Below are 25,673 nucleotides of genomic sequence, written 5' to 3' on the forward strand. Positions count from 1 at the left end.
GAGCTACGCACCATATGAAACTCACCATCATCGGGTGCAGCGGGTCTTTCCCCGGCCCGGAGTCTCCGGCCTCGTGCTACCTGCTGACCGCCCAGTATCAGGGCCGGACCTGGCGCGTCGTCGTGGACCTGGGCAATGGAGCCCTGGGCAAGCTCCAGCAGCACCTGGCGCTGGAGGACATCGACGCCGTGTGCCTCTCCCATCTACACCCGGACCATTTCATGGACCTGTGTGGGCTCCACGTGGCCATCCGTTGGCGGCCCGGGGGCTGGCCGGGCAGGCATGTGCCCGTCTACGGACCCTCCACCACAGACCAGCGGATCGCCAGCGCCTACGGGATGGATCCCAATCCCGGGATGCATCCCGACTTCGACTTCAGGACCTGGCGGCCCCGGCAGGCCGAGACCATCGGACCGTTCACGATCACCCCGGTGCCGGTGCGCCACCCGATCGAGGAGGCCTACGCGCTGCGGATCGACATAGCAGCCGAGGCCTCGGCCGATGCCCGTGCGCATACGCTGACCTACTCCGGTGACACCGACGCCTGTGATGGACTGGTCGAAGCAGCCCAGGACGCTGACGTGTTCCTCTGCGAGGCCGCCTTCGAGGATGGCCGCGACGACCACATCGAGGGAGTGCACCTGAACGGCCACCGCGCCGGAGTCATGGCGCGATCGGCGGGGGTGGGACGGCTGCTGCTGACCCATATCCCGGTCTGGACCTCCCAGCGGGTCCTGTTGGCCAAAGCACGAGAACAATACGCAGGCGACCTCGCGGTCGCCGTCGCCGGTGTCACCTATGAGATCGGTGCCAGCACGCCCCACCACCACGGAGAGAGTGAGCAGTGACTATCACCACCCTGCGGACCGACGGACGCGCAGCCGATGAGCTGCGCCCGGTCATCATCACCCGAAACTGGAACGCCCACGCCGAAGGGTCGGCGCTGATCGAGTTCGGCGGCACCCGGGTGCTGTGCACCGCCTCCTTCGAGTCCAATGTGCCGCGCTGGCTCAAGGGGAAGGGCGAAGGGTGGGTCACCGCCGAGTACGCGATGCTGCCCCGCGCCACGAACACCCGCTCCGGACGCGAATCCGTGAAGGGAAAGATCGGTGGGCGCACCCATGAGATCTCCCGACTCATCGGCCGCTCGCTGCGGGCGGTCGTGGACACCAAGGCCCTGGGGGAGAACATGATCACCCTGGACTGCGACGTGCTCCAGGCCGACGGCGGCACCCGCACCGCCGCGATCACCGGGGCCTACGTGGCGCTGGCCGACGCGGTGGAATGGGCGCGCCAACAGGGCCACGTGTCCAAGCGCGCCGAGGTGCTCAAGGACTCCGTCGCGGCGATCTCGGTCGGCGTGCTCCCCGACGGCCAGTCCGTGCTCGACCTGCCCTACGCGGAAGACTCCACCGCAGGCACCGATATGAACGTCGTGGTCACCGGCTCCGGAGACTTCGTGGAGATCCAGGGCACCGCCGAGGGATCACCGTTCAACCGCACAGAGCTGGACAGCCTGCTCGACCTCGCCCTGGGCGGGACCGACAGGCTGGCCCAGCTGCAGCGGGAGGCTCTGGCCCAGTGACCGCGAGGATCGTCCTGGCCACCCGGAACCAGGGGAAGCTCCGCGAATTCCGCGCCCTGCTCGGCTCCAGTCCGCAGCTGGATGACCTCGACCTGGACACCGCTGTCATCGACGCTGCGACCGCCGGCTGCGCCGAGGTCCCGGAGACGGGCCTCACCTTTGAGCAGAACTCGCTGCTGAAGGCGCGCGCGGTGGCCGCCGAGACCGGACTGCCCGCCGTCGCCGATGATTCAGGACTCGCCGTGGACGTCCTCGGCGGCGCCCCCGGAATCTTCTCTGCCCGGTGGGCCGGCGCCCGAGCCTCGGACGAGGCGAATCTCATGCTGCTGCTGGAACAGCTCGCCGACATCGCCCCAGCTCATCGGGGCGCGGCGTTCGTCTGCGTCGCCTCCTTGGTGATCCCCGACGCCCAGGGCAGACCGACGAGAGAGTTCACCACCACCGGACGGTTGGAGGGCACGCTGCTGCGCGAGCCGCAGGGCCTGGGAGGCTTCGGCTATGACCCGATCCTGCAGCCGGAGGGGGAGACCCGCAGCGCCGCCGAGCTCTCCATGGCGGAGAAGAACGCGATCTCCCACCGAGGCACCGCCTTCGCCGCGCTGCGCGGCCACATCGTGGAGGCGCTGACGCAGTGAGGGGCTTGAACTTCACGGCCGTGGACTTCGAGACCGCCAACGGCTTCCGCGGCTCGCCCTGCGCCATAGGGCTGGTCAAGGTCCGCGACGGCGAGGAGGTCGACACCTACTACTCCGCGATGCGTCCGCCGGAGGGCTTCGACCGTTTCGATCCGCACAATGTCGCGATCCATGGGATCACCGCGGAGGCGGTGGCCCAGGCGCCACGCTTCGGGGAGCTCTTCGAGGACATCCACGGATTCATCGGTGAGGACATGCTGGTGGCCCACAACGCCGGCTTCGACATCGAGGTCTTCGAAGCCGCGCTGGAGGTCAGCGGACTCGATTCCCCGGGTCTGAGCTGCCTGTGCTCCGTGCGACTCTCCCGCGCGAACTACCAGCTCCCCTCGCACGCGCTGCCCAAGGCGGCCGCAGAGGCCGGCTACCAGCTCACCCAGCACCACTACGCGCTGGACGACGCGCGCGCCTCGGCGGCGGTGGTCTGCGACATCGCCGCACGGCGCAACGTCGGGGCCACCGATCGGCTGTTCCAGGAGAGCGGAATCGCCCCGCGCACCATGGAGCCCTGGCAGGCCCCGCGGACGCGGGAGTCCCGGGCGACCCGACAGGTGCGCACCATGGCGCACCTCTTCGACGCCCGGCTGCCGGCCCCGCAGCCACGGCATATGCCGGATCTGATGCGGTGGCAGGACGAGGGGAAGAACCTCCCGCCGTCCTCCGTGGCTGATCCCGCCCATCCGCTGTTCGCCCAGCAGCTGGCCTTCACCGGGAACCTCTCGATACCGCGTGCCGAGGCCAAGGAGCTGGTCGCCGCCCTGGGCGCGGCCACCGCTTCGCGGGTCACGGCGGGCACCACGCTGCTGGTGGTCGGGGACGGATTCGAACCCTGGGAGCTGAGCGCCCCTGAGGAGTCCTTCCCGCTGCGCAGCAGCAAGGCGCGCGAGGCGCTGCGCCGACAGCGCGAGGGTCAGCCGCTGAGGTTCATCGCCGAAGAGGAGTTCCGCGCCCTGCTGGGCTCCCGCTGGCCGGTGAGCTCTCCTGCCGTGACTGACCCTGAGGCTGCTCAGCCTGCTGTCGAGGCTTCTCGGCCGCTCAGCGCGCGCGGGTGACCTCTTCCCAGTCCCGCGCGAGCTCGTCGATGACGGCATAGACGCTCTGACCCTCCTGGCGGGTGGAGCCAGAGCTGCCTGGGCCCGAGGCTGCCGCTGCGGGCGCGGCTCCCGCCGCGGCGAGGAGCTGACGGTCCAGGATGGCGGCGACGTCGTCGTCGAGACCTGCGGTGATCTTCTGCTGCTGCGCGGCCGCGGCGTCGGGCAGAACGTCCGAGGGCGCGCCGCTGGCGAGCAGGTGCACCAGGTCCGCCAGGTCTTCGGCCTTGCGCGTCAGCTCCGGATGTCCGTGCGTGAGCGCCATGGTCTGGCGCGCCCAGGCGCGCCGCATCGAGGCGTCGATATAGGGGACCAGGCCCACCGGCACCGCGCGCAGCAGCGCCGTGGCATCGGTGGACTCTGGCTGCGCCGGGGCGCTGGGATAGGCCATCTGACCGTGGGCGAGTCCGCGCAGGCTCGTCGCGGCGGAGCCGGCCTGCGCGGTGAACATGCCTTGGAGGATCAGCCGCTGAAGCGCCTGATCCAACGGGCGCGCCGGAGGCTGCGGGGCGTTCTCGGGGTAGGACCCGGTGATCAGCCGGTACCAGCGCAGCGAGCCGAGCCACATGCAGGCCAGCGGGTCAGCGCCGAGTCCCTGGCGGCTCCAGTCCAGCAGCTCCATGAGGCCATCGGCGGTGCAGAGCTGGTGCAGCACCTCGGCGTGCAGAACGATCGGTCCAGCAGCGCCCCGGCTGCCCGCCAGGACGCCGGCATCGCCAGGGCCACCCGGTCTCGAGGGTTCGACGCCGGCGGCCAGCACCGGGCGCAAGCGGCTGATAAGTATCTCGGCGGTCTCCACCTGACCAGAATAGTCTCCTGCGGGGTGGTGATCCGGCCATGTCCGTGCCAGCCGATAGCGTGGTGGCATGCGCTGGCTACACACTTCGGACTGGCACCTCGGTCGCGGCTTCCACGGACATTCCCTGCGCGACGAGCAGGAGCAGATGCTCGAGACGGTCTGCGCCGCCGTGACCGAGCATCAGGTGGACGTGGTGCTGATCGCCGGAGACGTCTATGACCGTGCGCTTCCCCCCGAATGGGCGGTCGTCGCGCTGGAGGAGACGCTGCAGCGCCTGACCGACGGCGGAACCCAGGTGATCATCACGCCCGGCAACCACGATTCCGCCCAGCGCCTGGGATTCGGGCGCGGGCTGATGCGCGGCTCCGGCGTTCACATCCGCAGTGCGCTGAGCGACGCATGGACCCCGGTGGTGGTCCCGGAGCCCAGCGGGGGCACCACCCTGGTCTACGGCATTCCCTACCTGGAGCCGCAGCTTTTTGCGCCGAGCCTCGGGCTGGACCGCGGACATCACACCGGCGTCACCGCGGAGGTGATCGGAAGGATCTGGGAGGACGTGGGCCAGCGCCGTGAGGCCGCCGCGCAGAACGCCGGGGATCAGGATTCCAGCGCTGAGCTGAAGGTGGTGCTCATGGCACACCTCTTCGCCGCCGCTGGAGCGGCCTCGGACTCGGAGCGCAATATCGGGGTGGACGTCGCCGCGGGGGACCAGCCCACACACCATCAAGACAGCATCGGCGGGCTGGCCGTGGTGCCGCTGGAGATCTTCGAGGGCTTCGACTACGTGGCACTGGGGCATCTGCATGGGCGTCAGCGGTTGTCCGAGACCGTCCGCTACAGCGGGTCGCCGCTGCGTCTGTCGTTCTCCGAGACCCGCCAGGCCAAGGGGGCGTGGCTCTGGGACTCACATTCGGGGGAGCCGGCTCAGCCGCTGGACTGGCAGATCGGCCGGCCGCTGGCGCAGCTGGAATCGACCCTCGAGGAGCTGCTGAGCCCATCGACGGTGGAGAAGCATCAGGAGGCCTATGTCCAGGTCAAGCTCACCGACCCGATCCGGCCGGCGCGCGCCTTCCAGCGTCTCCAGGAGGTGTACCCGTATATGGCCTCGTTCGCCCACACAGGACGTCAGGACACCCCGCACCGGACCTATTCGGCGAAGGTGGAGCAGGCGCGCACCGACGCCGAAGTCATCGAAGGCTTCCTGGAGCATGTGCGCGGGGGACGCGGACCCAGTGCTGACGAGACCCAGCTGATCACGCAGAGTGTCCAGGCGGTGCGGCCGTGAAGCTTCACCAGCTCACCCTGCATGCCTTCGGTCCCTTCGCCGGCACGGAACTGGTCGACTTCGACCGGCTCGGCGCCGACGGGCTGTTCCTGCTGCGTGGGCGCACCGGTGCGGGCAAGACCTCGATCCTCGATGCGGTGACCTTCGCGCTCTATGGCGACGTCCCCGGACAGCGCGACAAGACCCAGCTCAAGAGCACCCACGCGCCTGCCGAGAGTGAGCCGTCGGTGACGCTGGAGTTCACCCAGGGCGGGCGCCGCTGCCGGGTCTGGCGCTCACCGCATCACGGCCGCCCGCAGAAGCGCGACGCGAGCCGCCAGCGTGAGGTCGGGCAGCGCGTCGTCGTCGAATTCTTCCAGGACGGCGCCTGGGTGCCCTACACCTCCGGCATCCAGGCGGCCAATGATGAGATGCAGCGGATGCTCGGACTGGACCTGCACCAGTTCACCAAGGTCATCCTGCTGCCTCAGGGCGCCTTCGCGCATTTCCTGCACGCCAGCAGCAAGGACAAGCAGGACCTCCTCGAGCGGCTCTTCGACACCGACCGGTTCACCCTGCTGGAGAAGCACCTTCGGGAGATGGCCCGGGAGGCCGAGCAGCAGCTCAAAGACAGCGACACCAGGATCGCGATGCACCGCGAGAACCTCACCCAGGCCGCGCTGGCGATGCTCCCCGCGCCTGCCGATGCCGAGCCGGGTCCTGCTGAGCTGAGTGCCGCTGAGCCGGGTGCCGCTGGACGGGGCAGTCCCGCAGAGCGCGACGAGCCCGAGGCGCTGCCAGCCCTGCAGGAGGCGGAGCTCACGGAGCTCAGCGAGGTGGAGCTGAGCGAGCGTGTGGATCGGGCCATCACGACCCGGCTCGCCCAGCTGCGCCGGGGGGCCGAGGCTGCCGACTCCGCGGCACAAGACGCCTCGGCCGTGCAGGAGGAGCTGCGCGTCCGTGAGGAGACCCTGCGCCGCTTCACCGACCATGCAGCACGGCACGCGGCGCACGAGAAGCAGCGCGAGGACGTGACGGCGCTTCGAGCGCAGCTGCGTCGGCATGAGGCGGCGCAGCTGATCCAGACCTGGTTCGACGCCGCCGCCGACGCGTCCCAGGAACATCGGGCCGCCGTTGCGGCCGCCTCGAAGGTGACCCAGGAGGCCGAGTCGACCTTGGCTGGGTTCGCCGCACGCCAGCCCGATGTCGCCGCTCCCCGTGTGCTGACCACCCTGGACCAGGAACCCGCCCCCGCTGAGGTCGGTGCGGCCATCGAGGAGCTGATCGCGCTGCGCGCTCGGCTCTCAGGATCTGACACCGATGAGCTGGAGACTCGGCTCGACCAGCTGCTCCAGGCTGCGGCCGAGATCCAGCAGCAGCACGAGCAGGCCCAGGCCGAGGCCGAGGACCTGGCAGTGCAGCAGGAGAGCCTGGGCGCCGCGCAGCAGGCGCTGCAGCAGCAGCTGGAGGATCCGGAAGAGCTCGAAGCCGCCAGAGACGCGGCCCGCGCCGATGCTGAGCTGCTCGCGACCCGCGTGCAGGCCCAGCGCACCCGGGATGCACTCGCCGCCCGATGCGCGAGCTGGGGCGACAAGCAGGAAGAGCGCGAACGCGCCCACGCTGAGATGAAGCGTGAGCACGAACAGCGGCTTCAGAGCTACCTGCGCAACATGGCTCTGCAGCTCGCCGGCGAGCTCGAGGACGGCATGCCCTGTCTGGTGTGTGGATCCACCGATCACCCCCATCCGGCGGTGGACGAGGATCCTGACGTCACCCGGGAGGAGGTGGAACAGACGCAGCAGCTGCTGCAGAACGCCCGGGATGAGCTCCGTGAAGCTGCGATCCAACGTCGAAGCGTCACCGAACAGCACGACGCGGTGCTCGTTGAGCTTGCGGAACATGCGGAGATCGACATCGAGCGCACCGAGGCCGACCTGGCGCAGGCGCGTGGATCTCTCATCCACGCCGAACAGCGCAGATCGGATCAGCGCGAGCTGCGCGAGCGTCTGGACGCCGACGTCGCCGAGCGACAGCGCGTCCAGGCCCGGCATGCCGAGGCACGGCACAGGGCTGAACGGGCACAGGCCACGCTCACGCAGCAGCGGACACAGGCGAGCGAACTCGCATCGGCGCTGGAGGGGCTTCGGGGCCCCTACGACTCCCTGCAGCTGCGCCGTGAGGCGCTCGAGCGAGTGCTGCAGGGGCTGCGCGATGCGCAGGCGCGGATCGAGGCCGCCGCTGTCCAGCAGTCCCACCGCGATCGGGCCCAGACCGGGGCCGCCGCCCAGCTTGCGAGCTCAGAGTTCGCCGACGCAGCGGAGCTTCAGGCCGCGCAGCTGCCTGAGCATGTTCTGGACGGCCACCTTTCGACCGTGCAGACCTGGGATGAGCTCAAGACACAGCTCGACTATGAGTCCGCGCAGGACGACATCCAGGCCGGCAGGCGTCGCCATGATGAAGGTCAGATCCGGCCCGGAGCCGAGGAGCTGCACGCCGCAGCCGAGCTCAGCGCATCCGCCGCGCAGGCCGCACGGGACGCCACGGCGGTTCTGCTCCGCTTCGACGCGCAGCGTGAGGCCGTCGAGGACATGAGCGCCAAGCTTCTGACGGCGCTGCGGCATCGTGACGCGGCGCTGGGTGCGCAGCGCATGCGAAGCGAGCTGGCTGCGACCATCAATGGTGCCGGACCGGAGAACTCGCTGAAGATGACGCTGACCACCTACGTGCTGGCCGCCCGCCTCGAGCGTGTGGCGGAGGCGGCGACCCGTCACCTGGCCACGATGTCCGAGGGCAGGTACCGGCTGCGTCACAGCGACGAGGCGGGCGGGCGCGGACTGCGCGGGCTGGAGCTGAAGGTCTACGACGACCACAGCGACGTCGAGCGGCCCACCTCCTCGCTCTCAGGCGGCGAGACCTTCATGGCATCGCTCTCGATGGCGCTGGGGCTCGCCGAGGTGGTCCAGGCCGAGTCGGGCGGGATCGGCATGGAGTCCCTGTTCATCGATGAAGGATTCGGCTCGCTGGACGAGGACACGCTGGAACACGTCATGAGCGCGCTGCACCGGCTGCAGGGTGAGGGCCGCCGGGTGGGACTGGTCAGCCACGTGACCGAGATGCACCGAGTCATCCCGACCCAGCTGCGCATCCACCGGCACCGCACCGGATCCACCACCGAGATGGTCATCCCATGAGCCGCCGGTCCACGATGAACAAGACGGTCGCACTGGCGGCCCGAATGCCTGGCCCGATGCTGCCCGTGGGTGTCATGGCGGCATCGGCGGCCAGCACCGGATCGATGTTCACCACCGCCACCCTCACCGCCGCAGCGCTCGTCGGAATCTCGATCTCCGCCCCCGCGGCCATCGCAGGAGCCGAGCGTTTCGGTGTGCGCAACGTCCTGCTCAGCAGCGCCATCGCGCATGTGCTGATGCTGGTCCTGATGGTCAGCAGCGTGGAACGACTCACCCGGGGCGACACGCTCACCTCCAATGCGACGATCTATGCGCTGCTCCTGGTCTTCACGCTCGGCGCGGGTCTGAGCACCCCTGCGGCGGCCACCTTCAGCCGGGCGGTCAGCTCGACCCGGTCAGGAGGGTTCTCGGTGCGCCAGAGACTGCGCGCGGAAGCCCGGCTCGATGACGCTGCACTGATCACAGCGCCGTTGCTGCTGGCTCTGCTGAGCTTCAGCTTCGGGCCCACCGTGGGCCTGCTCAGCTCAGCGGTGCTCACCGCGGTCGCGGTGCCGCTCTACGCGGTGGATCGCGCTCATCCCACCGAGGTCCCGCCAGACACTGCGCGACTGCCCCTGGGAGGAGCAGAACACGCCCAGCAGCAGCTCCTGGAACAGCGCGGACTCGCTCCCGATCAGCCCGCGCAGCGGGGAGAGCCGGAGCTTGGGCAGTCGGAGCTTGGCTCGCCGGAGATCCGGCGGCCGCCGCACCCGACCGACTGGGCGCGGCGCATCAGCGCAGCGATCGTCCTGGTCGCCACCATGGGACTGGTGCTGGGCGGACTCTGGATCACGGTGCTGGACGCCGCCCAGACCCTGTTCCGGCCCAGTCTCTTCGCGGTCACGCTGGGACTGATGGCCGCCGCGGGGGTGGTCTGCGCACGCTGGAGGCGCTCGAGCTTCACCGCACCGCTGATGCTGAGGCGACGGAGGCTGCATGCCACGACTCTGTTCGTGCTGAGTCTGCTCCTGCTGCCGCTGGCCGTGTGGCTGCCCGAGGGGCTGACGTCGCTGCTGCTGCTCAGCATCATCGCCGTGCTGCAGTCAGCGGTGCTGGGACGGCTGGTGCTCGGACTCTATGCCGGTCTGGCGATCGGCGTGCCGGCTCATCGGGTGCCGACCGCACTCACCGCCGTCGCCGGGGGAATGCTGCTGGGGCTCGCACTCGGCCTCACCCTGGCAGGGGTCGCCGCCGATGAGCTCGGCACCGGCGCCTCGGCCGCGGTGGTCACTGCGGGAAGCGTGGTGGCCGCTGTCGTGGTCTTCTCGGGACAGCTCTGGGGCAGCCCCGGGTCCCGCGTCGAGCACCCGGCGGCTGCAGGCCGCCCGGACTGAACGCTGACCTCAGCCGGCCTGCAGGAAGCTGAGGACAGCCGCCTTATAGTCCCGCGAGGTCACCGCATTGATGTGATCGCGCTCGGGGATCTGGACGAACGCGGCGACGGCGCCCTGGGCGGTCACCAGCGGCACCAGGGAGGCGGCCTCCGCGGCGATCTCGTCTCTTGAACCGGCCACCACCAGTGTCGGCACCGGCGGCACGGCCGCGGCGGGGTCGTAGGGGTCCACCGAGAGGCTCAGCAGCAGCTCCACGGTATGGGGCACATTCGCTCCTGGCAGGGCGCCGGCCAGGGTCACCAGATTCCGCGTCAGGTCGTCGACGGGTCGCACGCCCTCCTGCACCCAGAGCCGGGCCTGCTTGGCCTTCAGCGCACCGAGGCGATCATCGGTGGGGGAGCCGCCCATGATCAGGTGCGTGACCATCTCGGGGTGGGCGGCGCTGAACTCCCAGGCGAGACGGGATCCCAGCGAGTACCCGTGGACGGCGACCGTCTCGTGCCCCTGCTCCTGCAGGTGCGAGCCGAGATCGGAGAGGATGTCCCGCACCCGGACGTCCACTGGGTTGAGGTCCTGAGACGCGCCGTGACCGGGCAGGTCGACGGCGATGATGCTGCGCCCAGTCCCCGCCAGCGGATCGAGCCAGCCGGTCTTCACCCAGTTGTAGAGCGTGCTGCTGGCGAAGCCGTGGATGAGCAGCACCGGGGGCCCGGTCGGGTCTGCATGGGTCCAGGTGTGCAGCGTCAGCCCTGCCGGGGTCCGCACAGACTCCGGGGCCGGAAACTCTAGGCGCGCCATGGATCAGGGCTGCAGCTGCAGTGTCGCGACGGTGTCAGCTGTGACCTCGGAGAGCAGCGCGGGGTTCTCGTTGAGCGCCCGGCCGAAGGAGGGGACCATCTGTTCCAGCTTCGGACGCCAGCGGTCCATCTGCGCGCCGAAGCACCGCTCGAGCAGCGAGAACATGATCGACGGCGCGGTGGAGGCGCCGGGGGAGGCGCCGAGCAGGCCGGCGATGGAGCCGTCCCGGGCAGAGATCAGCTCGGTGCCGAACTGCAGCACGCCCTTGCCCTTGTCGTTCTTCTTCATCACCTGCACGCGCTGTCCGGCAGTGATCATCTCCCAGGCATCCGAGCCGGCGCTGGGGAAGAAGGCGTGCAGCTCTTCGAACTTCGAGCGGGAGGACTTGGTGACCTCCTTGACCAGATAGGTCACCAGATCGGTGTTGTCCTTGCCCACCTGCAGCATCGGCAGCAGGTTGTGCGGGCGGACCGAGAGCGGCAGGTCCATGAAGGAGCCGCTCTTGAGGAAGTTTGTGGAGAACCCGGCATAGGGGCCGAACATCAGCGTGCGTCGGCCTTCGACGAATCGGGTGTCCAGGTGCGGCACCGACATCGGCGGTGCGCCCACCGAGGCCAGGCCGTAGACCTTGGCGTGGTGCTGCGCGGCGACTGCAGGGTCGGTGCTGCGCAGGAACTTCCCGGAGACGGGGAAGCCTCCGAAGCCCTTGATCTCGTCGATGCCGGCGCCCTGGAGGAGTCCCAGCGCGCCGCCGCCGGCGCCGACGAAGACGAAGCGGGCACTGGCCACGCTGCGGTCTCCGGTGGCCTTGTCCTTGACCTTGATGTCCCAGCGGCCGTCGACCCCGCGCTTGATCGACTGCACCTCGTGGCCGTAGTGCAGGTCCGCGCCGCTGCTGTCCAGATGTGTTGCCAGCTGACGCGTGAGTGAGCCGAAGTCGACATCGGTGCCGCTGTCGAACTTCGAGGCGGCGATCCGCTGGGAGGGATCACGTCCCTCGATCAGCAGCGGGGCCCATTCGGCGATCTCCGCGTGGTCCTCGGTGTGCACGATGTCGGAGAAGAGCGGCTGGGCCTTCATCGCATCGTAGCGGTCCTGCAGGTACTGGGCGTTCTTGTCGCCCCAGACGAAGCTGATGTGCGGCAGTCCGTTGATGAACGTGCGCGGCGAACCGATCGTGCCCTCTTTGACCCAGTGCGAGTACAGCTGCTTGGAGACGGTGAACTGCTCGTTGATGCCTTGGGCCTTCGCGGTGGAGACCTTGCCGTCCGCCCCGCGCGGGGTGTAGTTGAGCTCGCACAGCGCTGCGTGGCCGGTGCCGGCGTTGTTCCATGGATCGGAGGACTCCTGGCCCGCCTGGTCCAGCGCTTCGAACAGCCCGATGGACCAGTTCGGCTCCAGCTCCTTGAGCATGGCGCCGAGAGTGGTGGACATGATCCCGGCGCCGATGAGCACGACGTCGAACTTCTGTCCTTCACTGGACTGCTGAGCGCTTGTCGACGATGACTTGGCCACAGAATTCTCCTTGAGTGTTCCCCCTGATGAGACCCGGGGGTGGTACGCGTTGTCCTTGAATCGACTCTACCTGCGCCCGCGCAGGCCCGGGAAATCCGCCGCCGCCCAGGGGCGGGGGCTAATCGGCCGGAGTGATGTCCTTGAAGAGCTCATGCAGCACCGGGGACATCGGATAGTCCGCGACGCCCCGGCCCAGCGCCACTCCGGAGATCGGGTGCACCAGTGGCAGCGCTGGCAGGTCCTCTGCGACGATGTCGGCGATCTCCCTATATATGTCATTGCGTGACTGCTCGTCATCCTCGCTGCGCGCGTCCTGGATCAGCTCGCGGACCTCGGCGGAGTCGTAGTTGAACTCGGACGTCTGGTGCGAGAAGAGCGGACCGAAGAAGGAGTGCGGCGACCGGTAGCCGCCGTTGCGTCCCAACAGGTGCATGGCTCGATCGTCATCATCGAGCAGCGAATCCACGTACCCGTCGTCCCAAGACACCGGTCGGGGAGTGATGTTGAACCCTACCGCCGTCAGGTCGCGGGCGATCGAGGCGAACACCGCCTCGGGACGGGGAAAGTAGCTGCGAGTCGCGTTCATCGGGTAGTAGAAGCGCAGCGGCTCACCGTCATATCCGGTGTCCGCCAGCAGCTCCTGGGCCTCCTCGACGTTGTAGCCATAGCGTGTGGCCTGCTCCGAGTGGACCCCCAGCGCCGCCGGGGTGAACTGGTAGGCGGGCCGGCTGCCCTCCAGGAAGAAGGACTCGACCAGGGTGTTGAGGTTGATGGCGCGAGCCGCCGCCTCGCGCACCTGAACATCCCCCATCACCGGGTGATCCTGGTTGAACCCGAGGTAGAGGACCGAGAAGGGGTCCCGCTGCAGGATCAGCCGGCCCGACTGCACCAGAGAGCGAAGATTGTCCGCCGTGATGTAGTCATAGACATCGACCTTGCCGCGCTGCAGCTCACGCAGCCGATCGAAGGAACGGGGCAGGGTGCGCACCACCACCCGTTCGGCAGGGGGCTCGCCGTCCCAGTAGTCCTCGAACGCCTGGAGCACCACCTCCTCGGGGTCCACGCTGAGAAGCCGGTACGCCCCGGTGCCGCGGGGTTCGCGGGCGAGCCGCTCCGGATCAGCGTCGGAGAGCACCTCGGCGGAGGCGATCCCGAAGGCAGGCATCGCCAGCGCCTGCGGGAGGAACACCAGCTGCTCGGACAGGGTGAGCTCCACTGTGAACTCCCCGGCCGCCTCCACCGATTCCAGCAGGCAGTCTTCGTCGTCGAAGAACCCGCCGAAGAGCGACTCGAAGGCCAGCGTGGTCCGCGCCGGGGCATCGGAGCCGAGCAGCTCATTCATCCGGCCCCAGCGCCGGAAGTTCGCGACCACCACCTCGGCGGTCAGTTCGCTGCCGTCGTGGAAGAGCACGTCCTCGCGCAGGGTGAAGGTATAGGTCAACCCGTCGTCGCTGGCCTCCCAGTCCGTAGCCAGCAGCGGAGCGGTGGCGCCGGTCTCGCCGTCGATCCCGACGAGGGTCTCAAAGACCTGCCGGCAGACCCGCGCGGTCTCGGTGTCCACCGACAGCGCAGGGTCCATCGACTCCACGGAGGAGACGCCCGAGAGGACGACGCCGCGCGGCTCGTTCACCTCGGGGACTTCGGTGGCGCGGGCCTGCATTGCGGAGCCGGGGGTGAACGCCGAAGCCGGCCACTGCAGGGCACCGGCAGTGCCCGCCAGGCCGAGCGCCCCGAGAAAGCGACGGCGCTGCATGGGTGAATGCATCTCGCGTCCTCTCGATCGGGGCAGGACCTGCGGGATGCCCGCTGGTCGCCGTTCAGACTACCTGAGCCCCTTCCGCGTCACCCATCCGATCACCATGATCGACCCATGGGGAAGATCCTGGTGATCGGCTCCTCCGGCGCACTGGGCCGGCAGACCTGCGCGGCGCTGCGGGCCCGCGAAGTCGCCACGCGGGAGGGGCTGAAGCTGGGATTCAGCAGGCCCCGGCGCATGCATTTCGGTGAGCGGGCGGTGACTGTGCGACTGATGCGCTGCGATGAACGCGAGGTCCTGCTGGACCGGTTCAGGGCTGGAGGGGTCGGCTACTACACGGCCTGGTCAGACGCCCGGTTCACCCGGTTGATCGCCGCTCTGCGGAAATCGGGTCTTCTGCGGCTGGTCACCCGCAGTCGGGCGAGGATCATGCCCCGATATCCAGGACGTGGTGGTGCCGCTGGGCTTCTTCACCGCGGCAGATCTCCAACGCATCACCGACGGTGCTGGTCAGATTCGCCGCGGGAGCAGATTGAAATGGTGCGGGCGGGGGGACTTGAACCCCCACGTCTAAGACACTGGATCCTAAATCCAGCGCGTCTACCAATTCCGCCACGCCCGCAGATGTCGCTGGGGGAGTGCTTTGACCTCCCCGCGGCGACATTTCAGTCTACAGGAGAGCCGGGCCCGAACCCGGGCAGGGTGCGGGCCGCGAGTGCGACGCCCGCCATCTGGCGCAGGTCGGGACTCGGGTCAGAACTGCGCCGAAGGGCTCATGCTGCGAGCTTCTCGCGCAGGCGTGCGACATGGCCGGTGGCTTTGACGTTGTACTGGGCGAGCGTGACCTTGCCGTCCTCGTCGAGCACGATCGTGGAGCGGATCAGGCCCTCGATGACGCGACCGTAGTTCTTCTTCTCACCCCAGGCGCCATAGGACTCCGCCACCGCGTGGTCCTCGTCGGCGAGGAGCGGGAAGCTCAAGCACTGTTCGTCGGTGAACTTGTCCAGAGCCGAGACCGGGTCCGGGGAGATTCCCAGCACCGTATAGCCCGAGGCGGCGAGGGAGTCCAGTGAGTCACGGAAGTCGCAGGCCTGGGTGGTGCATCCAGGGGTGGAGGCCTTGGGATAGAAATAGAGGATGACCTTCTGTCCGCGCAGCTGGTCCAGACTCACCGAATCCCCGCCGGCAGCCGGCAGGATGAAGCTGGGAGCGACGTCGCCGGTCTCAAGTCGAATGCTCATCGAAGTCCTTTCAACGGATATGGCTGATGCGCCGAAACCACCCTATCCGTAGAATAGATCGACCAAGCCCCCGCGAGAGTAGAGGCAGTGATGGTCATCCTCACCGAGCGCAGCCAGCCGGAGCAGCACCTGGTCGACGCCCTGCGCGCAAGCTTCGACGCCTCGGTGATGAACTTCGGGTCCTACAACATCCTCTGCACGGTGGACCGTCTGGGAGCCCCTGCGAAGATCGGCGCCGCCCGTGCCTGGGGCGGGTCTCTGCTGCTGGTGGGCTACCGCCGCGAGCCTGTCGAGATCGTGCTCTGTCCAGTGGATCTCGACGACGCGCTGTGCCGGGTGCAGTCGTTGCAGCAGGGTGAAGAACCGGGACGTGCTGCGGCCGCCATCCCCACCCTGGTGAACCTCACGAACCTCGCCGGGATGGCGTCTCAGGACAATTTCGTGGAGGTGACCCTTTCCACCGGACGACGGATGAAGCTTGACCTCCATGAGGAGGTGAGCTTCGATCAGTTCCCGGAGATCGCGCTGCATCAGGGACGGGACGTGGAAGACTTCTACGAGTTCATCGACTACTTCATGGACGTCGTCGAGCGGATGAACGCGGCCTGACGGTTCCGGGTCGACGCTGCGGTGAGGGCGCGGTGAGCGTCTAGCACGGCGCCGAGGCTTCCGAGACCGGGGGAGTTCCCGAGATCTCCGCCGACAATGCCCGCGCCCGACTCCGGATAGGAGCTTTCCGAGAGCACTGTTCTCACCGCTTCTGCGACCTGCGCCGCGGACGGCTCGTCTCGAGGCGGAGCGTGGGGCGGGGGCAAGGTGCAGGAACCTCTGGCCGGAGCACGAAAAAGACCGTCGGTCCACGAGAGATTCTCGTGATCCGACGGCCTGAATCGCGGACAGCGCCTGCCCGGTGGAAGTGGGCCCCTCGGGACTTGAACCCGAAACCTGCAGATTAAGAGTCTGATGCTCTACCAATTGAGCTAGAGGCCCTTGAACTGCAAGCGCTGTACTGACTTTCGCCGCTCTGCATCTCAGCAGGGCAACGACATAGAACTCTAGCACCAGGTCGGCGGGTGCGCCAATTGAGAATCAGTGATCGTGATCTCACCGGACAACCAGGCGGCGCGGCCGGTCTGGACGCTCTTCCGCGGGTCTCACCTGGGCGCACAGACGAGGATTCGTCGGCTTGGGGGAGGACACGGTACTGTGGACCGGTCCGCCTGAAGTCCCATGGAGGTCTGCCGTGCAAGCGGTGGGTCACCAGCATCAGGACGGGCAGTCGATCGGGGTGTAGCTCAGCTTGGTAGAGCGCGCGCTTTGGGAGCGTGAGGCCGCAGGTTCAAATCCTGTCACCCCGACAGCAGACGATTCACCAGTCATCGATCAGGAGCCCCACACGTGGTCAAGAGCACCGTAGAGAATCTGAACCCGACCCGCGTCAAGCTCACCGTCGAGGTGACTTCCGAGGAGCTGGAACCCAAGATCAAGGCGGCGTACAAGAGCATCGCCGAGCAGGTCCAGGTCCCCGGCTTCCGCAAGGGCAAGGTGCCGGCTCCGATCATCGATCAGCGCGTCGGCCGCGAGTACGTCATCCAGCAGGCCATCAACGACGGCCTCAACGACTTCTACCAGCAGGGCCTGGCCGAGGCCGATCTCGCCCCGCTGTCCCGTCCTGAGGTGGAGATCGAAGAGATCCCCGACGTCAAGACCAACGAAGGCGTGCTCAAGTTCACCGGCGAGCTGGACATCAAGCCAGTCATCGAGCTGCCCGAGTACTCCGGCCTCGAGGTCGAGGTCGAGTCACGCTCGGCAGATGAAGCAGCCGTGCAGGAGCAGCTCGACGAGCTCCGCGGCCGGTTCGGCACGCTCAAGGACGTCGAACGCCCCGCCGCCAACGACGACTTCGTCACCATCGATCTGATCGCCACCGTGGGCGAGGAAGAGGTCGACACCGCGTCCGGCCTCTCCTACCAGGTCGGCGCAGGCACCATGCTCGAGGGCATCGACGAGGCCCTCGAGGGTCTCTCGGCCGGCGAGGATGCCACCTTCGACACCACCCTGGCCGGCGGCGATCACTCCGGTGAGACCGCATCGGTCAAGGTCACCCTTCAGGCCGTCAAGGAGCGCGAGCTTCCGGAGGCCGACGACGAGTTCGCTCAGCTGGCCTCGGAGTTCGACACCATCGAGGAGCTCCGCGCGGACCTGACCTCCAAGGCCGAGGAGAACCTCGTCGTGGAGCAGGGCGTGGAAGCACGCGACAAGGTCCTCGAGAAGCTCATGGAGCTCATCGAGGTCCCCGTGCCCGAGTCCGTGGTCGCAGAGCAGGTCGAGCAGCACTTCTCCTCCCAGGGCCACGAAGTCGGTGACGATCACGACACCGAGGAGCACCGCGAGGAGCTCTCCAAGCAGACCGCCGACGCCTTCCGCAACGAGCTCGTCCTCGACGAGATCGCGCAGAAGGAAGAGATCGGCGTCGAGCAGAGCGAGGTCATCGAGTACATCGTCTCCACCGCCTCCCAGTACGGCATGGAGCCGAACCAGTTCGCGCAGATGCTCGATCAGGCCGGACAGGTCCCCATGATCATGGGAGAGGTTCGCCGTCGCAAGGCGCTGGCCAAGGTGCTCGAGCTCGCCGTCGTCAAGGACACCGAGGGCAACGTCGTCGATCTGACCGACTTCGTGACCCCCGCCGGTGACGAGGACGAGACTGACGCTGTTGAAGCCGAGACCGCCGAGGTCGAGGCTGCCGATGCTGAGACCACCGAGGCCGAGGCCTCCGAGGACACCAAGCAAAACTGATACAACTCGCAGCAGCAGAAGGGCGTCACCGCACAGGTGGGGCCCTTCTGCGCGTCAAGGTGTTCTCTGTGAGTTGAAACCGTGTGCCAACAGCGAACAGTCCCGCGCCAGGGGCTCACCTGGAGCGGAACAACCAGTAATGTTCTTGCCGAGGGCACTTCCAGTGCCGACCCCAGCTTGACCCACCAGTGGAGGATGAGTCCATGACCCAGAGCCTGCCGAGCATGTCCAGCGTGGACGCCGCGTCCCGCGACGACTATATCTACAACCGTCTGCTCAAAGAACGGATCATCTGGCTCGGTTCAGAGGTCCGCGACGACAACGCCAACGCCATCTGTTCCCAGCTGCTCCTTCTCTCCGCCGAAGACACCGAGAAGGACATCTACCTCTACATCAACTCCCCAGGTGGATCCGTGACCGCGGGCATGGCGATCTACGACACGATGAAGTTCATCCCGAACGACATCGTCACCGTCGCCACCGGTCTTGCCGCCTCGATGGGACAGTTCCTGCTCTCCTCGGGCACCCCGGGCAAGCGCTTCGCCACCCCGCATGCGCGCATCCTGATGCACCAGCCCTCCGGCGGCATCGGCGGCACCGAGTCTGACGTCCGCATCCAGGCGCAGCTGATCCAGCACATGAAGCAGGTCATGGCTGAGCTCACGGCCGATCAGACCGGCCAGAGCATTGAGACGATCCTGCGGGACAACGCACGCGACAAGTGGTTCACCGCTGAGGATGGCCTTGCGTATGGATTCTTCGACAAGATCGCCCAGCGGTCTTCCACCGTCTCCGGCGGCGGGGGAGTCTGAGCCCTCACGGGAGCAGATCACCCTCAGCCAACGATTCGCACCAGGACCACAGGAGCACATCTGACATGAACCCACTTGATCCTTCGGCACCAGGCCTTCCCTCGGCGCAGCCAACCGGCCCCGCCATGCCGGATTCACGCTATATCCTTCCCTCCTTCGAGGAGCGCACCCCCTACGGCTTCAAGCGCCAGGACCCCTACGCGAAGCTCTTCGAAGATCGCATCGTGTTCCTGGGCAGCCAGGTCGACGACGCCTCGGCCGATGACATCATGGCGCAGCTTCTCGTGCTGGAGTCGATGGACTCCGAGCGCGACATCACGCTCTACATCAACTCCCCGGGCGGATCGTTCACGGCCATGACCGCCATCTACGACACGATGCAGTTCGTCCGGCCGCACATCCAGACGGTCTGCCTGGGTCAGGCAGCCTCCGCAGCCGCGGTGCTGCTCGCCGCCGGCACGCCCGGCAAGCGGCTGGCCCTGCCCAACGCGCGCGTGCTGATCCACCAGCCCGCCGTGGGCGGCACCCGTGGCACCGCCACGGATCTGCAGATCCAGGCCGATGAGGTGCGGCGCATCCGCACCTGGATGGAAGACGTGCTGGGAGACCTCACCAAGAAGTCCCCGGACGAGATCGCCGAGGACATCGACCGTGACAAGTTCCTCTCCGCCGCCGGCGCGAAGGACTACGGCCTGGTGGATGAGGTTCTGGCCTCCCGCAAGCTCCCACTCTGACGCTTTTCAGCGACAAGATGCGACCCGTTCGGGGACGTTCCACAGGAACGTCCCCGAACGTGTCAGCGCCCTGAAGTACGCTAGAGCCGAAAGCACAACAGTTCCGAAGGGGATCCACGTCCATGGCACGTATCGGTGAGAGCGCAGATCTGCTCAAGTGCTCGTTCTGCGGCAAGAGCCAGAAGCAGGTCCGGTACAAGCTGATCGCTGGCCCCGGCGTCTACATCTGCGACGAGTGCATCGAGCTCTGCAACGAGATCATCGAGGAATACCTCAATGAGGTCCAGGAGCCCGACGATTTCGAGCTGCCCAAACCGCGTGAGATCTATGATTTCCTCGACGAGTACGTGGTCGGGCAGGACAAGGCCAAGCGCACCCTCTCTGTGGCCGTGCACAACCATTACAAGCGTATCCAGGCCACAGGTTCGGCGAAGAAGACCACTTCTCTGGAGAAGGGCCCGCTGGACGACGTCGAGATCGGCAAGTCCAACATCATGATGGTCGGCCCGACCGGCTCAGGAAAGACCTACCTGGCGCAGTCTCTGGCCAGGAAGCTCCAGGTGCCCTTCATCGTCGCCGATGCCACCAGCCTCACCGAGGCCGGCTACGTCGGGGAAGACGTGGAGAACATCCTGCTGAAGCTCATCCAGGCCGCCGACGGAGACGTCAAGAAGGCCGAGCAGGGCATCATCTACATCGACGAGATCGATAAGATCTCGCGAAAGTCGGAGAACCCCTCCATCACCCGCGACGTCTCCGGTGAGGGCGTCCAGCAGGCGCTGCTGAAGATCCTCGAGGGGACGGTAGCTTCGGTGGCCCCGCAGGGTGGACGCAAGCACCCCCAGCAGGAATTCATCCAGATCGACACCTCGAACATCCTGTTCATCGTCGCCGGTGCCTTCGCCGGTCTTGAGGAGCTCATCGAGTCACGGGCCGGCCGCAAGGGGATCGGCTTCGGCGCACCGCTGTCGACCATCACCAAGAGCGAGGCCAGCTACGCGGACGTCGAACCGGAGGACCTGCACAAGTTCGGGCTCATCCCCGAACTCATCGGGCGGCTCCCGGTCATCGCCACGGTCGAACAGCTCGACGCCGCGGCGCTCACCGACATCCTGACCAAGCCCCGGAATGCATTGGTCAAGCAGTACCAGAAGATCTTCTCCATCGACGGGATCGAGCTCGAGTTCACCCCCGAGGCGCTGGGCGCCGTGGTGGAGCAGGCGGAGCTGCGTGGCACCGGTGCGCGCGGTCTGCGATCCATCCTGGAGAATGTGCTGGGACCTGTGATGTTCGAGCTGCCCTCCCGCGATGACGTCGCCTCGGTGACCATCACCGCAGCCGTGGTCCGCGAGGGCGCCGAGGCGGAGCTGGTCACCCTGTCCGAAGCCAAAAAGTTCCGCAAGAAATCCGCCTGACCTGCCTCTTCGACCCTTTTTTGCGCCTGTCTATTTGCTGGACGGGAGCTGAGGTGTAGGCTCGCTCACACGTAGTGACCTAGGCCACATTAAGTGGCCGGGCCACCACGCCGGGTGACGAGAGGTGGAAGATTCATGGGTGAATCCCAAGGCTCCCCGCGCAGGGGACGGACGGCTCGCGCATCAGGCGCCGCACTCGCGGCGGCCATCCTGCTGAGCGGCTGCTCGGACAGTGAGGACGTGCCGGTCCTCACCTGGTACATCAACCCGGACGACGGCGGACAGGTGGCCCTCGCGCAGGTCTGCACCGAAGAAGCAGAGGGCGCCTACGTGATCCAGACGTCGCTGCTCCCGGCCGACGCCCCCTCCCAGCGGGAACAGCTGGCCCGCCGTCTGGCGGCCAACGACTCATCGCTGGACATCATGTCCTTGGACCCCCCGTTCATCCCTGAACTTGCGGAGCCCGAATTCCTGGCCCCGGTCCCGGACGACGTCGCTGAACGCACCACCGAGGACACCCTCGAAGGAGCGCTGGCCGGCGCGATGTGGAACGACGAACTGGTCACCGTCCCGTTCTGGGCCAACACGCAGCTCCTCTGGTACCGCAAATCTGTGGTCGAAGAAGCAGGTCTGGACATGGAGCAGCCGATCACCTGGGACCAGGTCATCGACACCGCGCTCGAGCAGGACAAGCTCCTCGGCGTCCAGGGGGTCCGGGCCGAGTCCATGACGGTCTGGCTCAACGCGCTGGTGGAGTCCCAGGACGAGTCGATCCTGGCGAACCCCGAGGCCCCTGCCGCAGAGCTGCAGACCAACCTCGACACTGAGCAGGGGATGCGGGCCGCGGAGATCATCGGCCTGATCGGCACCGAGGGTCTGGCAGGGCCCGGAGTCGCCTCCATGGATGAGAACCAGTCGATGCTGCTGTTCCAGCGAGATGAGGGCTCCTTCATGGTCAACTGGCCCTTCGTCTGGCCGGCGACAAACGCAGCCGCCGAGGAAGGTGCACTGGACGAGGAGCTCGTCGATGACATCGGCTGGGCGCAGTACCCCCGCGTCGACGAGGACACCCCGTCCGCGCCTCCGCTGGGCGGAATCAACCTCGCGGTTGGCGCCGACTCCCTCAACCAGGATCTCGCCTTCGAGGCCATCGAGTGCATCGTGCAGCCGGAGAACCAGACGGAGTACTTCATCACCAACGGCAACCCGCCGTCGTCGGAGGCCGCCTACGAGGATCCAGCCCTCGAGGACAACTTCCCGATGGCGGACGCCATCCGGGAGGCGCTCGAAAATGCAGCCCCGAGACCTCAGACTCCCTTCTACAACGAGATCTCCACCGCGATCCAGCAAGACTTCACACCCATCTCCGGGGTCCGCGCCGAGCAGACCCCCGCGCAGACCGATGCCTTCATCGTTGAAGTGCTCAGAGGGGAGCGTCTCCTGTGACGACCGCACCAGAAACCTCGCGGAGGCAGAAGCGCGAGAGCGCCGAGTCATCCAAAGGCAAGAGCGCAGACCGCAAGAACGGCAACAACGCGAAACGGACCAACCGCGCGAAGTCAGAGGCTCGCCTGGGCTGGCTCATCGCGGGACCAGCGTTCTTCGTCATGCTCGCGGTCACTGCCTACCCGATCGCGCAGGCCATCTACGATTCGATGTTCTCCTTCCGCCTGACGGCACCGGATGAGCGCTCCTTCGTGTTCCTCCAGAACTACCTGACGATCCTCTCCGACACCGGGGTCTTCTGGCGGGCGCTGCTGGTGACCTTGCTGGTCACCGTGGTCACCGTGGCTGTCGAGCTGGTCCTCGGCTTCGCGCTGGCGCTGGTGATGCATAAGGCGCTGAAGCGGATCCGTGGGGCGCTGCGCACCGCAATCCTCGTTCCCTACGGCATCATCACCGTGGTCTCCGCCTTCGCCTGGTTCTACATGTTCGACATCAACTCAGGCTTCGTGAACAACTGGTTCGGCTGGGTCCCCGGGATCGACAGCGACCTCGACTGGTTCGCCAACTTCGGCACGGCGATCACCGTGATCATGGCCTCGGAGATCTGGAAGACGACCCCGTTCATCGCCCTGCTGCTCCTGGCGGGCCTCGCCCAGGTCCCCGATGAGCTCGTCGAAGCCTCCAAGGTCGACGGCGCCAGCTGGCGTCAGCAGATGACCCGGGTGATCCTGCCCAACATGAAGGCTGCGATCATGGTCGCAGTGCTCTTCCGCGCACTGGACGCCTTCCGAATATTCGACAACGTCTTCATCATGACGAATGGCGCCGCGGGCACCGAGGTGCTCTCGCTGCTGGCCTATCGGACCTCCATCGGACGGTTGGAGATCGGACTCGGCTCCGCGGTCTCGGTCATCCTCTTCATCTGCGTGCTGCTGATCTGTGTCATCGCGATCAAGTTGTTCAAGGTCGATCTCGCCAGCGGCACCGACTCCAAGGGAGGTAAGTAGAGATGGCCTCCAACGGCAAGCTCACCGGAAAGCAGCGCCTGGGATGGACGGTGCTGAGCGTCGTCGTCCTGGTCTATGCACTGTTCCCAGTGGCCGCGATCCTGGCCACCAGCTTCAAGACTCAGGCGGACCTCGGCACTGCCTCCTTCCTGCCTGGCAGCCCCACCTGGGCGAACTACGAGATGATCCTCTTCGGGGACGCCCAGGGCCTGTTCCTCACGGCGCTGCGCAACTCCATCGGCATCACCCTGATCGCCACCTTCATCGCCGTGGTGCTGGCCACCCTGTGTGCCTACGCCATCGCGCGGCTGGACTTTCCGGGCAAGAAGATCATCCTCGGCTCCGCTCTGGCGGTGTCGGTCTTCCCCGTGATCTCAGTGGTCATTCCGCTGTTCAACCTGTGGCGCAACATCGGGCTCTATGACACCTGGCTCGGGCTGATCATCCCGTATCTGTCGCTGACGCTGCCGATCTCGATCTGGACGCTCGCCGCGTTCTTCCGGCAGATCCCCTGGGACCTCGAGCAGGCGGCGCAGGTGGACGGCGCCACCCAGTGGCAGGCCTTCCGACGAGCGATCGTGCCGCTGGCCATGCCCGGCGTCTTCACCACCGCGATCATCGCGTTCTTCATCGCCTGGAACGACTTCGTCTATGGGATCTCACTGACCTCCACCGAAGCCGCCAGACCCGTTCCTGCGGCGCTGGCCTTCTTCACCGGGGCTTCCCAGTTCGAGGAACCCACCGGCGCAATCTCCGCGGCTGCCATCGTCGTGACCATCCCCGTCGTCGTTCTGGTGCTGCTCTTCCAGCGCCAGATCGTATCCGGACTGACCCAGGGCGCCGTCAAGGGCTGAGTAGATAAGGACTCCACTGCAATGTCATCCATCACGCTTAAGAATCTCGTCAAGAAATACGACGACGGCTTCCCAGCTGTCAACGACATCTCCATAGACATCGAAGACGGCGAGTTCATCATCCTGGTGGGACCCTCCGGCTGCGGAAAGTCCACGCTGCTGCGCATGATCGTGGGCCTCGAGGACATCACCGAGGGTGACCTGCTCATCGGCGGGGAGCGCGTCAATGAGAAGGCCCCGCGCGAACGCAACCTCGCCATGGTCTTCCAGAGCTACGCGCTCTACCCGCACCTGACCGTCTACGAGAACATCGCGTTCCCGATGCGGCTGACCAAGGGGAAGTTCACCAAGGAAGAGATCGATGAGAAGGTCCGCCACGCGGCAACCATGCTCGAGCTCACCGAGCACCTGGACCGCAAGCCGGCGAATCTCTCCGGCGGTCAGCGTCAGCGTGTGGCCATGGGCCGCGCGATCGTCCGCGAGGCCGACGCGTTCCTCTTCGATGAGCCGCTCTCGAACCTCGATGCGAAGCTCCGCGGGCAGATGCGCGCAGAGATCGCCAGGCTCCAGCGTGAGCTCAACACCACCAGCGTCTACGTCACCCACGATCAGACCGAGGCGATGACCCTGGGGGACCGGGTGGCAGTGCTGAAGAAGGGTCTGCTCCAGCAGATCGCCTCCCCGCGGGAGCTCTATGAGCAGCCGGCGAACCTCTTCGTCGCCGGATTCATCGGCTCACCGTCGATGAACTTCCTGCCCGGCACCGTGGAGGGCAATGTCTTCTCCACTCCGCTGGGCAAGATCGAGATCCCCGACCGTGCGGCAAAGGCCGGCGAAGGACGCGACATCGTCCTGGCGGGCATCCGCCCGGAGTTCTTCGACGATGCCTCCCAGCTCAGCGAGGCTCAGCTCTCCAAGGGCACGACCTTCACCGCAGAGATCAGCCACAGCGAGTGGATGGGCAATGAGCAGTACGCCTATGTCTCCTACGAGACCGACGAACGGGTTCACGAGACGCTGCGCAACCTCGCCGAAGAGATGGACGCCGACGAGCTGCGCACGCAGCTCGTGGTCGAGGTCGATGCGACCTCGCGCTTCCGCAGCGGTGACACGGCCGAGCTCTGGCTGGACACCCGCAGGATGCACCTCTTCGACCCAGCCACCGGGGAGAACCTCACCCGGGACGAAGAAGCCGGCGCGGAGCTCACTCGCGAGGCCCGCGAGGACCGCAAGCGCGACGCCGAGCGGTTCGTCGCCCGGCAGGGCTGACCGGAGCGCCGCCGTCCCGGTTGACCTGCGGG

Annotated in this window: 21 protein-coding genes and 3 tRNA genes; 17 read left to right on the top strand and 7 right to left on the bottom strand. The window is 67.0% G+C overall.

Annotated features, from left to right (window positions below):
• The first annotated feature begins 14 nt into the window (after nucleotides 1-14).
• From LTH93_RS10795 to LTH93_RS10810, 4 genes are read left to right on the top strand one after another with little or no spacing between them, the layout of a single operon-like run.
• The gene (locus LTH93_RS10795; RefSeq protein WP_241464994.1) at nucleotides 15-848 is read left to right on the top strand and encodes an MBL fold metallo-hydrolase; all 834 of its coding nucleotides are present in this window, start codon (nucleotides 15-17) and stop codon (nucleotides 846-848) included.
• A complete protein-coding gene (rph, locus tag LTH93_RS10800) occupies nucleotides 845-1,585 on the top strand; it encodes a ribonuclease PH (RefSeq protein ID WP_342357719.1) in 741 nt (246 codons plus the stop codon). The genes LTH93_RS10795 and rph overlap by 4 nt, the downstream gene beginning before the upstream one ends.
• Nucleotides 1,582-2,220, top strand: coding sequence for an RdgB/HAM1 family non-canonical purine NTP pyrophosphatase (gene rdgB, locus LTH93_RS10805; protein ID WP_241464993.1), 639 nt, complete (start codon nucleotides 1,582-1,584; stop codon nucleotides 2,218-2,220). The genes rph and rdgB overlap by 4 nt, the downstream gene beginning before the upstream one ends.
• A complete protein-coding gene (locus tag LTH93_RS10810) occupies nucleotides 2,217-3,329 on the top strand; it encodes an exonuclease domain-containing protein (RefSeq protein ID WP_241470955.1) in 1,113 nt (370 codons plus the stop codon). Before rdgB ends, LTH93_RS10810 begins: the two co-directional genes overlap by 4 nt.
• Here LTH93_RS10810 and LTH93_RS13515 read toward each other — a convergent pair.
• Complete coding sequence (locus tag LTH93_RS13515; protein ID WP_241470956.1) at nucleotides 3,313-4,167, bottom strand: ADP-ribosylglycohydrolase family protein; 855 nt, start codon at nucleotides 4,165-4,167, stop codon at nucleotides 3,313-3,315. The genes LTH93_RS10810 and LTH93_RS13515 overlap by 17 nt on opposite strands.
• A 67-nt stretch (nucleotides 4,168-4,234) precedes the next feature.
• Here LTH93_RS13515 and LTH93_RS10820 point away from each other — a divergent pair, with 67 nt between their 5' ends.
• The 3 genes from LTH93_RS10820 to LTH93_RS10830 are packed head-to-tail and all read left to right on the top strand — an operon-like array spanning nucleotide 4,235 to nucleotide 9,995.
• The gene (locus tag LTH93_RS10820; RefSeq protein ID WP_241464990.1) at nucleotides 4,235-5,452 is read left to right on the top strand and encodes an exonuclease SbcCD subunit D; all 1,218 of its coding nucleotides are present in this window, start codon (nucleotides 4,235-4,237) and stop codon (nucleotides 5,450-5,452) included.
• Nucleotides 5,449-8,622: an AAA family ATPase gene (locus LTH93_RS10825; protein WP_241470957.1), complete on the top strand. Its 3,174-nt coding sequence runs from the start codon at nucleotides 5,449-5,451 to the stop codon at nucleotides 8,620-8,622. Before LTH93_RS10820 ends, LTH93_RS10825 begins: the two co-directional genes overlap by 4 nt.
• Nucleotides 8,619-9,995 carry a hypothetical protein gene (locus LTH93_RS10830; protein ID WP_241470958.1) on the top strand — a complete coding sequence of 459 codons (1,377 nt, stop codon included), beginning with the start codon at nucleotides 8,619-8,621 and terminating at the stop codon, nucleotides 9,993-9,995. The genes LTH93_RS10825 and LTH93_RS10830 overlap by 4 nt, the downstream gene beginning before the upstream one ends.
• 9 nt (nucleotides 9,996-10,004) lie before the next feature.
• On the opposite strand, the gene LTH93_RS10835 is transcribed toward LTH93_RS10830, so the two are convergent.
• The 5 genes from LTH93_RS10835 to bcp all read right to left on the bottom strand — a co-directional run bounded on the left by LTH93_RS10835 (nucleotide 10,005) and on the right by bcp (nucleotide 15,305).
• A complete protein-coding gene (locus LTH93_RS10835) occupies nucleotides 10,005-10,793 on the bottom strand; it encodes an alpha/beta fold hydrolase (protein ID WP_241464987.1) in 789 nt (262 codons plus the stop codon).
• A 3-nt stretch (nucleotides 10,794-10,796) separates the two neighbouring features.
• Complete coding sequence (locus LTH93_RS10840) at nucleotides 10,797-12,308, bottom strand: malate:quinone oxidoreductase (RefSeq protein WP_241464986.1); 1,512 nt, start codon at nucleotides 12,306-12,308, stop codon at nucleotides 10,797-10,799.
• A gap of 118 nt (nucleotides 12,309-12,426) precedes the next feature.
• On the bottom strand, nucleotides 12,427-14,073 hold the full coding sequence (locus LTH93_RS10845; RefSeq protein ID WP_241464985.1) for an ABC transporter substrate-binding protein: 1,647 nt from the start codon (nucleotides 14,071-14,073) through the stop codon (nucleotides 12,427-12,429).
• A 529-nt stretch (nucleotides 14,074-14,602) separates the two neighbouring features.
• Nucleotides 14,603-14,686, bottom strand: a tRNA-Leu gene (locus tag LTH93_RS10850).
• Between the two features lie 151 nt (nucleotides 14,687-14,837).
• Nucleotides 14,838-15,305, bottom strand: a complete 468-nt coding sequence (gene bcp / locus LTH93_RS10855; protein WP_241464984.1) for a thioredoxin-dependent thiol peroxidase — start codon at nucleotides 15,303-15,305, stop codon at nucleotides 14,838-14,840.
• An 87-nt stretch (nucleotides 15,306-15,392) separates the two neighbouring features.
• Between bcp and LTH93_RS10860 the strand changes: the two genes are divergently transcribed.
• Entirely contained in the window at nucleotides 15,393-15,914 is a 522-nt protein-coding gene (locus LTH93_RS10860) for a hypothetical protein (protein ID WP_241464983.1), read from the top strand.
• A gap of 308 nt (nucleotides 15,915-16,222) precedes the next feature.
• On the opposite strand, the gene LTH93_RS10865 is transcribed toward LTH93_RS10860, so the two are convergent.
• Nucleotides 16,223-16,295: transfer RNA gene (locus LTH93_RS10865), tRNA-Lys, on the bottom strand.
• A gap of 294 nt (nucleotides 16,296-16,589) precedes the next feature.
• Between LTH93_RS10865 and LTH93_RS10870 the strand changes: the two genes are divergently transcribed.
• The 9 genes from LTH93_RS10870 to LTH93_RS10910 all read left to right on the top strand — a co-directional run bounded on the left by LTH93_RS10870 (nucleotide 16,590) and on the right by LTH93_RS10910 (nucleotide 25,641).
• Nucleotides 16,590-16,663 (top strand) — tRNA-Pro (locus LTH93_RS10870).
• 40 nt (nucleotides 16,664-16,703) lie between these two features.
• Nucleotides 16,704-18,104 (top strand): trigger factor, encoded by a 1,401-nt coding sequence (gene tig / locus LTH93_RS10875; RefSeq protein WP_241470959.1) that lies wholly within the window; start codon nucleotides 16,704-16,706, stop codon nucleotides 18,102-18,104.
• 203 nt (nucleotides 18,105-18,307) lie between these two features.
• Entirely contained in the window at nucleotides 18,308-18,916 is a 609-nt protein-coding gene (locus tag LTH93_RS10880; RefSeq protein ID WP_241464981.1) for an ATP-dependent Clp protease proteolytic subunit, read from the top strand.
• Between the two features lie 65 nt (nucleotides 18,917-18,981).
• The gene (locus LTH93_RS10885; protein ID WP_274615902.1) at nucleotides 18,982-19,650 is read left to right on the top strand and encodes an ATP-dependent Clp protease proteolytic subunit; all 669 of its coding nucleotides are present in this window, start codon (nucleotides 18,982-18,984) and stop codon (nucleotides 19,648-19,650) included.
• Nucleotides 19,651-19,772: 122 nt separating this feature from the next.
• Complete coding sequence (gene clpX, locus LTH93_RS10890; RefSeq protein ID WP_241464980.1) at nucleotides 19,773-21,065, top strand: ATP-dependent Clp protease ATP-binding subunit ClpX; 1,293 nt, start codon at nucleotides 19,773-19,775, stop codon at nucleotides 21,063-21,065.
• Nucleotides 21,066-21,200: 135 nt separating this feature from the next.
• Complete coding sequence (locus LTH93_RS10895) at nucleotides 21,201-22,511, top strand: extracellular solute-binding protein (RefSeq protein WP_241464979.1); 1,311 nt, start codon at nucleotides 21,201-21,203, stop codon at nucleotides 22,509-22,511.
• Nucleotides 22,508-23,518: a carbohydrate ABC transporter permease gene (locus LTH93_RS10900; protein WP_241464978.1), complete on the top strand. Its 1,011-nt coding sequence runs from the start codon at nucleotides 22,508-22,510 to the stop codon at nucleotides 23,516-23,518. The genes LTH93_RS10895 and LTH93_RS10900 overlap by 4 nt, the downstream gene beginning before the upstream one ends.
• A 2-nt stretch (nucleotides 23,519-23,520) precedes the next feature.
• Nucleotides 23,521-24,372, top strand: coding sequence for a carbohydrate ABC transporter permease (locus LTH93_RS10905; RefSeq protein WP_241464977.1), 852 nt, complete (start codon nucleotides 23,521-23,523; stop codon nucleotides 24,370-24,372).
• 21 nt (nucleotides 24,373-24,393) lie between these two features.
• Complete coding sequence (locus LTH93_RS10910; RefSeq protein WP_241464976.1) at nucleotides 24,394-25,641, top strand: ABC transporter ATP-binding protein; 1,248 nt, start codon at nucleotides 24,394-24,396, stop codon at nucleotides 25,639-25,641.
• Nucleotides 25,642-25,673 lie beyond the last annotated feature (32 nt).

Origin of the sequence: Nesterenkonia sp. DZ6 (assembly GCF_022565835.1) — a bacterium.
In the GTDB taxonomy this organism is placed as follows: domain Bacteria; phylum Actinomycetota; class Actinomycetes; order Actinomycetales; family Micrococcaceae; genus Nesterenkonia.